The 9,683-nt window shown below is 49.0% G+C and carries 7 protein-coding genes and 1 pseudogene; 7 read left to right on the top strand and 1 reads right to left on the bottom strand.

Features of this window, described 5'->3' with window-relative positions:
* On the top strand, positions 1-827 hold an 827-nt coding region (locus tag B5F19_RS15780), incomplete at its 5' end, for a site-specific integrase (RefSeq protein WP_087292387.1).
* Positions 828-2,259: 1,432 nt separating this feature from the next.
* On the opposite strand, the gene B5F19_RS15775 is transcribed toward B5F19_RS15780, so the two are convergent.
* Positions 2,260-3,276, bottom strand: coding sequence for a LacI family DNA-binding transcriptional regulator (locus tag B5F19_RS15775; RefSeq protein ID WP_087292384.1), 1,017 nt, complete (start codon positions 3,274-3,276; stop codon positions 2,260-2,262).
* Positions 3,277-3,587: 311 nt separating this feature from the next.
* Between B5F19_RS15775 and B5F19_RS15770 the strand changes: the two genes are divergently transcribed.
* The 6 genes and pseudogenes from B5F19_RS15770 to B5F19_RS15740 all read left to right on the top strand — a co-directional run.
* A complete protein-coding gene (locus B5F19_RS15770; protein ID WP_204248349.1) occupies positions 3,588-4,637 on the top strand; it encodes a TRAP transporter substrate-binding protein in 1,050 nt (349 codons plus the stop codon).
* Positions 4,638-4,721: 84 nt separating this feature from the next.
* The gene (locus B5F19_RS15765) at positions 4,722-6,023 is read left to right on the top strand and encodes a TRAP transporter large permease (protein WP_087292381.1); all 1,302 of its coding nucleotides are present in this window, start codon (positions 4,722-4,724) and stop codon (positions 6,021-6,023) included.
* 15 nt (positions 6,024-6,038) lie between these two features.
* A complete protein-coding gene (locus tag B5F19_RS15760; protein WP_087292378.1) occupies positions 6,039-6,647 on the top strand; it encodes a TRAP transporter small permease in 609 nt (202 codons plus the stop codon).
* 85 nt (positions 6,648-6,732) lie between these two features.
* The gene (locus B5F19_RS15755) at positions 6,733-7,518 is read left to right on the top strand and encodes an aldolase/citrate lyase family protein (RefSeq protein ID WP_087292375.1); all 786 of its coding nucleotides are present in this window, start codon (positions 6,733-6,735) and stop codon (positions 7,516-7,518) included.
* A 1,136-nt stretch (positions 7,519-8,654) separates the two neighbouring features.
* Positions 8,655-8,957 (top strand): DUF6809 family protein, encoded by a 303-nt coding sequence (locus B5F19_RS15745; RefSeq protein WP_087292369.1) that lies wholly within the window; start codon positions 8,655-8,657, stop codon positions 8,955-8,957.
* 5 nt (positions 8,958-8,962) lie between these two features.
* Positions 8,963-9,683 (top strand): annotated as a pseudogene (locus B5F19_RS15740) (site-specific integrase); the annotation flags it as partial.

The raw sequence follows: 9,683 nt of genomic DNA, 5'->3' as shown, positions 1-9,683 counted from the left end.
GGAAAATCCCCCTCGGAAAGTTATCCTCTCTGGATTTACAGAAATTCTACAAGAAGCTGCTCAGCAGCGGCAGAGTGGAGCGGATCGAGAGCAAGAAACAGAGCAAGGGCCTGAGCCCCAAGACGGTGCGGAACCTGCACCAGATCATTGCCTCGGCCATGAAGCTGGCCAAGGAGCAGAAGCTCATCGCCACAGACCCCACAGACGGCTGCGCCCTGCCCAAAGTGGAGCACAGAGAGATGAAAACGCTTCCAGTGGAGCAGCTGGCCTCCTTCCTGCGGGAGGCGAAAGAGAGCGGAGTGTTCGAACTCTACTACGTGGAGCTGGCCACCGGCCTGCGGCGGGGAGAATTGCTGGGGCTCCAGTGGGAGGACCTTGATCTGGAACGGGGCAGCCTCCGGGTTAAACGGCAAATAGCACGAATCAACGGCGAGGTGGTGGAAGCACCCCTGAAAACAAAAAACGCCTACCGCACCCTGCCCCTGGCAAAGGATACGGTAGACGTTCTGGATCAACAGAAAAAGAAGGTCGGAGCAAGCCCCTGGGTATTCCCTGGCCCCACGGGCGGCCCCATGTCCCCAGACAGTGTGCTCCACATGCTCCACCGAGTACTGAAACGGGCGGGACTGCCTCGAGTCAGGTTCCACGATTTAAGACACACCTTCGCCACCCTGGCCCTGCAAAACGGAGTGGACGTGAAAACGGTGTCCGGGATGCTAGGCCATTACAGCGCCGGGTTTACCCTGGACACCTACGCCCATGTGACCACCTCGGCCCAGCGGCAGGCGGCGGAAGCCATGGAACACGTCCTCTCCGGCAGTTTATAGCCCTCTCCAGTCCGGAAAAATTCCCGTATGGGTCAGAATCTGGGTCAGATTCAGAAACTCAAAATAAACCTCGCGAAAAAGTTGCGGAAAACAAAAATAATCCGCTGGAATTAGACGATTCCAGCGGATTTCTGGTTGCGGGAGGAGGACTTGAACCTCCGACCTCCGGGTTATGAGCTGCTGTCGGTTTCTCCATCCGCTGCGCTTTAAGGATTTCCGGGCATTTTTAGGTCCTAAATGCCCCAAAACCCGAAGGTTGTTGCTCTCCGCTCCACGGCGCTTTTCAGCGATCTGGGTCAGAATTTGGGTCAAGTTTTAGGTCGGTCCGCGTTCACGAAGCAAAAAGAGTGTCCTCGCAAAACTAGGCCTTGTTTGAAAAATCGGAAGGTGTGATCTAAATCAACAGAATTGCAATGGCGGCAAGGTAAACGAAGGCCAAGAAGGGGAGTCCGACTTGTCGTATCCGGCAGCAATTCTGCAGAACCACTTGATTTTCAGGAAGAAATACTCAATCAAATGTCGTTTCTTGTACAGATACCAGTCTACTGGCCAGGGATTAGACACGTTGCTTTGGGGTGGAATCACGTAACTAACGCCATGCTCTGAGATATATTCCCGAATGGATTGGGTACCATAAGTTTGGACTGTCAGCACATTACTTCCGCAGAGTCCAACGTTTTCAATCAACACTATGGCATGAACATATCGTTATCAGTTTCGGCTGAGAGAAGGAGTTTCACTGGGATGTCCAGTCCATCTACAATGGTATGGATCTTTGTGTTCAGACATCCTCTGGTACGGCAAACTTCCTTATCCTCTGTTTTTCCCTCGCCATTTGCAAATTGGATATACATATTCTTCCAGGTGGCGTAGGCCTCCGGCAGTTCCTACCACTGGGGGCCGCTTCGGATAATCCAGAGCATCTCGTTCGGCATCGTCTGGGTTGTCTTTGCAGGGACAGCCCTGCCTCTCTGTTTCTTACGGTGGCAACAGCAGTCTAATCCGTTCCCATTATCCTTTTGTTAGTTTATAGCGTTTTATCTCTTTAGTTTCGCATATCTACCCCTTTTGTGCAACTTTTATTTTTCTCCCATTTCCTTTTTGTGTTCCTCCTGCTCTTTGGCTATTGTGATGTCAATCCATTGACCTGACCGGGAACACAAAGTCGAATTGGGACTTATTTTTTAAACAAGGCCTAGTACCAGGTATTGAATTAATTTATCATATGCTGGACTTCAAATATATTCAAATTAGCAAATAACCAAAAGTGAAACATAACCGAGTGGAATATACGTTGTTATAAGCGGCCTCCATAAATCTGCCAAGTATTAGTCCCAATTCGGCTTTGTGCCCTTGATTGGGTCAATGCCTTGACATTACAACCGTTACGGGGCATCAGGAACACGAAAGGGAATTGGAAGAAATATTATCGTCAGAAATTAATCGTCTCCAATGATTGGACACTATTTCTTTCTTTTAATATAGGAGAATAAATGATTCGAAATCGTCCACCCAGCAAATCTGCCTGACGTTTCACAAAAATATCCGCGGCAGAACGCCCCATCATTTCTGGGTCACAACTGATTGTTGTTAAGTTTAAACCGCTTTCATCTACCATATAGGAATCATCAAAACATAGAACGCTATAGTCCTTTGGAATTTGAAAATTGAGTTCCTGTAAACGGCGAACCACTCCGACAGACATATAATCATTACCAATGAATGCTGCGGTATATGGGCGCGATTGATTAACAAGCCAGTCTGCAAACTGTTTGCCGCTCTTTAAAGAGTTATCGCCATAAACGATATCTTGATCGGTAAAGGATAATCCATAATCCCGCATACCATCAAAAAAGCCGCGGCTCCGATCTAAAGCAGTTCCAGAACCCTTGACACCAGTGAGCATAGCAACATCTTTATGACCATGCTCCATTAAATATTTTGCTGCCATATACCCACCGCGATAGTTATCGATGCGTACTACATCCAAATCAAGAGAGGGAATGTAACGATTAACCAGTACAATGGGAATAGAGGTATTCTGGAGAAAACGAATCATTTCCTCAGACATTGAAACAGTAATCATAATAATGCCAGAGTATCCATTTTCCATCGCGTGCCGAAGAGCGCTAATTTCCTGGCCAGAATCTGAGTCGTAGTTGTAGAGCAGTATGGAATAGCCTAATGGATTCAGTCCCTCACAGATTCCTTTAATTACTTTAGAATAAAAGTGGTTAGAAATATCGCTAACTGCCAGCAATACAGCTCTTGCGATAAATCTCTTGCCCAACAATACATCGTCATAGTCTGAAATTCCAAGTTCTTGCATTGCATTTCGAATTTTTTGGAGTGTCTGTGGTTTGACTTTTGCACTATTTGTAAATGCCCGTGATACAGTAGCATATGAAACGCCAGCTTTTTCTGCAATTGTCTTTTGTAAAATATTCATCTAAGTCTCTTCTTTCTTAACAATTTACATCAAATCTCACTGATTTTGGTAGCCCAGTGAACTTTCGGAGATAATAATAGATTTTATGGATTGATTGAGAAAGAAAAATGAATGTATATTTGTCTTTATGATACTCAATTTATAAGAAAATGGCAATCAAAATTTCATGAAATTTCTGAAATTTATGAAATTCAGTGGTGCACTTTCAGCATTTATGATATGTTTAAAATGCATTACACTAAACGGTTTTGTCAAAAACGACAATTCTGGTTGACGTAACCCGTAAACACAAAAATAGGAGGAATAGAAAAATGCGGTGGAATCGAATGGTATCTCTCGGAATTAGCCTGTCCCTGTCCCTTACTCTGCTGTCCAGTTGCGGAGATGCAGGCAGCAGCTCCAGCGGATCCGGCAACGGCAACGACACATCTGGATTTCCTACCATGGAAATCAGCTTGGCTCACTCTGCGGCAACCAGCCATGCTCACAATACTGCCGCGCAGCGCTTTGCGGAAATTGTCTCTGAAAAAACCGATGGCCAAGTAACCGTCATCGTTTACCCGGCCAGTGAACTGGGCGACCAGCCCGCGCTGATTGAAAACTGCTATACCAACGGCGATGTGGATATGGTCATTGCCTCCCAGAGCAATATGGCGACTTATATGCCAAAACTGAACGCTCTGGCGGCTCCTTTCCTGTTCGACAGCTATGACCATGCCCATCAGGTCATGGACGACTATGTGCTGGGTTGGATTAATGAGGATGTTGGGGAGCAGATGAATATGCACGCCCTGGCTATGCTGGACTACGGTTTTCGGCATGTAACGACCAACAATATCGTAGTCAACAGCGCGGAAGACTTGGTAGGCGCCTCGATCCGCGTCCCCGGTTCTGCTGGTCTGCTGGCCACCTTCGATGCCTTGGGCTGCAATACGCAGACCATTGCCTACTCCGAGCTGTACCAATCCTTGAAGCAGGGAGTCGTTGACGGGGAAGAAAATCCTGTGGCTACTATTTTAGCCGACTCTTACTATGAGTGCCAAAATCAGTTGGCGTTGACGGGCCACTTTTTTGATGTACAAGCGCTGCTGATCAATCAAAATCTTTGGGACTCGATGAGTCCGGAGCTGCAGGAGGTTATCCAGGAGGCGGCACTGGAAGCGCAGGCGGTGACTCGTGAACTGATTGCCGGTGGTGAGGAAGCGGACATCGCGGAATTGGAGAGTTTGGGCATGAACGTAACTACACCGGATAAGCAATCTTTCATTGATAAGATGGGTCCCGCTTACGAGGAAATTGCCTCCCTTTGCGGACAGGAGGAATTGGATGCTCTGCTGGCCGCCGCGGAGGTTGCCGCATAAAAGCCATGACTGTGGGATAACGCAGAAAAAATTTGTTTGGCGCTGCAGCGCCAGTCTATGGGAAAAGGAGTGTGTATCCCCCTCATGATCATGTTTGTAATGTTTATTGCTGTGCTGGTGGCACTCTTTATTGGGGTTTCCACCGCATGCAGCATGGCACTTATCTCGATTGGGACCTATGTTGCCCTAGGGGAAGCCACCATGTCTAATATGATGACGCTTCCGCAGGGAATGTTCAATCAGGTCAGCGGCATCACGCTGATGTCCATCCCCTTCTTTTTACTGATGGGGAATTTTATGAACGCCGGCGGTATTTCGCAGGATCTGTTTGGGTTTGCACGGGCTTGTCTTGGGCACCGGTGGGGCGGCTTGGCAAACGCCGCGATTGTTTCCTGCATGGTAATGTCTGCAATGTCTGGCTCCGCCGCGGCGGTTGCCGCCGGAATCGGAATGATTGCAATTGCCGAAATGCGTAAGACGGGTTATGAACAGCCTTTCTCCTGCGCTACCATTGCAGCCTCAGGGTGTCTTGGCCCCGTTATTCCCCCCAGCATAACCATGATATTGTTTGCCAGCATGATTTCCGATCCAAGCATCGGCGTGTCGGTTAACGATCTGTTTATGGGCGGAGCCCTTCCCGGGGTACTGATTGGCTTGTTGTTTATCGTTTATGCCAGCTATCACTGCAAAAAGCATAACGTAGGCCGGGTGCCCTCCATTCCCATGTGGGAACGCATACATTATTTTCAAAAGGCAATTTGGGCCCTGCTGATTCCTGTAATCGTGCTGGGCGGTATGTTTGGCGGCCTGTTTACTGCCACGGAAGCTGCGGCGGTTGCCGCTTTGTACGCCGCACTGCTGGGGGTATTTAAGTATCGAAAAATCAAACTAAAAGACTTGCCGCATATCTTTTGGGCGACAGCCAAGTCCTCTGCGCAAATTATGTTTGTCATTTCCACTGCATCGTTCTTCCAGTACGTCCTGCTGCGCACTCGGATTCCTCAACAGGCGGTGAACGCCATTGTCAGCGTGTTTAGCAGTGTAGGACCGGTCATGATAATCATCATTATTATGCTCCTGATTATGGGCTGTTTTATGGAAGGCACCTCTATTCTAATGATCACGGTTCCGATCTTTGTGCCCCTGGCCCAAGCATATGACTACAGCATTATTCAGCTCGCAGTCGTGATGTGTATTACGCTGTCGGTAGGAGCAATTACACCGCCTGTCGGATTGAACCTCTATGTTTTGTCGAGTATTACAGGGGAAAAGCTGATACGAATTGCCAAGGATGCGGTGCCCTATGTAGCGATTATGTCAGTGGTAGCGATTTTGGCCGCTTTCTTTAGTCCGCTGTCCCTATTCCTGCCCGGTTTGGGTGCGTAAGGGAGGAAATATTCAATGAAACTTTGGAAAAAATTCGAGGAAATTGTGGGCGGTATCATGCGGGGGCTATCCGCCGCCTGCCTTGGAATTGTATTTGTCTTGTTTATTTTGAACGTTGTAACCCGGCTGCCCTTTATCCCCTATAATCCCACATGGGTGGATGAGACAATTCAGTTCTTTTTGGTGTGGACCATTTTTCTGGGGGCAGCTGAGTTAGTACGGATCCATGGCCATTTTGTGGTGGATATTTTAACCGACAAATTTCATGGTACTGGGATGGGTCGGATATTGGCCGTTCTTTCAAACTGTCTCATGCTGCTCACGTATGCGGTGATATTCTATTTCGGTGTGCGTCTGTGCCTGAATTCCAATGCGACAATGTACACTTTGCCGTTTATGAAACGCAGCTATTACTACAGCTGTATCCCAGTTTCCGCATTCTTCATGATGCTGTATGCGTTTCGGGATTTGCTCCTCAGTATTTGGGATATTGCTACCAAAGGAAAAGTAACCCAGCAGCTGGACATGGAAAAGGCAGCAAATCTTGAAGAGGATGACGATGCAAAGGCAATTTCAGAGGCAGCTGAACATCTGCGGGAGGATAAAAATAAGCAGAATGGATAACACCGAAATTTTGCAAAAGGGTTGTCTGAATCTGGGATAACCAGCTGGTTGACAAGAAAACAACGAAACGAGGAGTCTTATAGCTATGAAAATCGATGGAATTCGCAAAAAAATGGAACGTAACCAGCTCTGCTTTGGTACACACTGCTCTACCACCGAGCCTTGGTATTATGAGATGTGCGGCTTTTTAGGGTACGACTACGTCTGGATCGATAACGAACATGCGGGTATGACCATGCCGATGGTTCAAAACGCTATTGTGGCCACCAATGCTGGGGGCTGCGCTGCGTTTGTGCGGGTGCAAAACCACGACATTGCAAATGTAAAGCCGGTACTTGAGGTTGGGCCCGATGGAATTATATTCCCCATGGTCAACACACCGGAGGAAGCCGAAAAATGTGTCTCGGTGTGTACGTATCCCCCAAAAGGAATCCGTGGATTTGGCCCGTTGCGTGCGATTCAATACGGCAATATGCCCCTGGATACTTATTTAGAGCAAGTAGACCAAAGTATTTTAAAACTAATGCAGTGTGAGCATGTGGACGCAGTCAATCACTTGGACGAAATTCTGGAGGTACCCGGAGTCGATGGAATCATCTGCGGTCCGATGGATCTGTCCGCTTCCATTAACAAAATGGGGCAGCTAACTGATCCGGAAGTGTTGGAACTGATGCAGCGGATCATTGATACCTGCAAAAACCATAAAGTTCCATTTGGTGTCTCGATTGGCGTCAATTATGAGTTGATCCAGTTCTGGATTGAGCGCGGAGCAACCTTTGTCTCCATGGGAACGCCTGCTGACTATTTCTGGTGTATGAGCAAAGAAGTTGTATCCAAGGCAAGAGAATTTGAAGCGGCGAGGAAATTATGAGAGTATAATAATAAGCCAAACATTTAGTCAACATAAATTATAGCAGATATTTATGTTTATGATGGTGCCACCGAAAAAGTGAAACTATCAAGATAAAGGTAGACACATGGAAATCACTGTGTGGTCTACCTTTTTGTAAAGCCTCACGGTTCCTCCTTGTGTCCTTAACACTCTATTACAATTTGTTCCAGAAATAGAAAACTATTTTTTACAAGGGCATAATACCGAGTTAAAAGATTTTAGATTTTTCAGTGGATTGTAATATTCTCACTGGTAGCGTCAATTTTTGATATGAGAATATCGACTACTTTGCGCTTATCGTCAAAGCTAACGGACTCCCAATCATCAAGATAGGAAACGATTTTACTCACCCTTGGGTGGGGCAAGCAGAGCGTTTGGCTTGCCGCGAGCGGCAGCCAACGCAGTTTCCGGGCGGAAGCCCGGACCCACTTTGCGGCCAAGGGCCGAAAACAGAGAGAAAAAAGCAGCTCTGCCGGTTGCCAGGATTGCGATGCCGTTAACAAGGAGAAGCTGCCCTGGGCCAAGCGGGGAGAGGACAAACACAACTATAACCCCTGTTTGGCCGTGTGAGCCGCTGTTTGCCCCGATCATGGGAGGGGCAGTGTCCCTGCCCCTCCCGGCGGATACAAGCCGGATCGGGGCCGCTATTCTCCCTCTTTGGAGAGAAGACCTCCCCCCTCCTGGGCTCTTTACGGAGGACGAAAAGAAAAGCAGGATAAAGGCCGGGGTCGCCGTGGGCGCCTCCGGCCGGTCACATCTGCCCGCAGTGCGGGCAGTTACGGGGGTTTTGGGTGTATCAAAAGTGGGGTCAAAATCCGGTCTGTACTATCACTTGGGCGGTCACTATCCCCAAACGCCTACTGTCATAACAAAAAAACAGGGGTCACACGAGTCTCCTTTGCTGCAAGAGACATCCTTTTCGGACTGGACGCCCCCTCAAGATTTGCGTCGCATGAAACAAAGATAGAAATTCTCCCTGGAGCCGGAAAATGCGATGCTTAACAAAGAAAAGGGCAAGAATTAGAAAATGTGAATTGTTTGATAACTCTGCGCCACAGCCCTGGCTATTTCCCATTTCTGTGGTATTGTGTGTTGTTGCAAAGGAGGCGGCACACATGCGAAACATACTGGAAGATCTGTACTTCGGGAAAATCACACCCAACGAGCAGGACATCACCCCAGGCTCCCCACTGCAGCAAGCCATGGGCCAGGCGGAGGAATACGAGGAGAAGCTCACCGCTCTGCTGGAAGGAGAGGAAAAAACCATGCTCCTGCGGCTCCTCAACGCAGAGAATGAGATCGGCAGCACCCTGGCCCTGGAGAACTTCATTCTGGGCTTCCGGTTGGGGATGCGCCTGGCCATTGAGGCCATGGACGAGGACGACGGCAGCCTGTCTGCCCTCCCGGAAGGGCGGTGAGAGCCATGGCAAAACGCAGAGCCAACGGGGAGGGCAACCTCCGAAAACGGAATGACGGCCGCTGGGAGGGCCGGTACACCGCCGGTCACGACCCGGAGACAGGGAAGGCCATCTACCGAAACGTCCTGGGCCGGACCCAGGCGGAGGCCAGGTCCAAGCTGAAGCAGGCCATTGAGGAAGCCAAGCAGGTTGACCCGGTGAAATCAAAGCAGTACACCGTAGGAGAGTGGATGGATATCTGGTTCGAGAACTACGCCAAGGTGAAGGTGAGGCCCTCGTCCCATCAGACCTACCGGGGGTACATCGACAACCACATCAAGCCGAATATCGGGAAAATCCCCCTCGGAAAGTTATCCTCTCTGGATTTACAGAAATTCTACAAGAAGCTGCTCAGCAGCGGCAGAGTAGACCGAATCGAGAGCAAGAAACAGAGCAAAGGCCTGAGTCCCAAGACGGTACGGAATCTGCACCAGATCATCGCCTCTGCCATGAAGCTGGCCAAAGAACAGAAGCTCATCGCCACAGACCCCACTGAGGGCTGCGCCCTGCCCAAGCTGGAACACAAAGAGATGAAAACACTCCCGGTGGAACAGCTGGCTTCCTTCCTCCGGGAAGCCAAAGAGAGCGGTGTGTTCGAGCTGTACTACGTGGAGCTGGCCACCGGCCTGCGGCGGGGAGAGCTGCTGGGCCTCAAGTGGGAGGACCTTGATTTGGAGAAAGGCGACC

Source organism: Pseudoflavonifractor sp. An184, assembly GCF_002160305.1.
GTDB classification, from domain to species: domain Bacteria; phylum Bacillota; class Clostridia; order Oscillospirales; family Oscillospiraceae; genus Lawsonibacter; species Lawsonibacter pullicola.
This window is presented reverse-complemented; position numbering and strand designations above follow the sequence as displayed.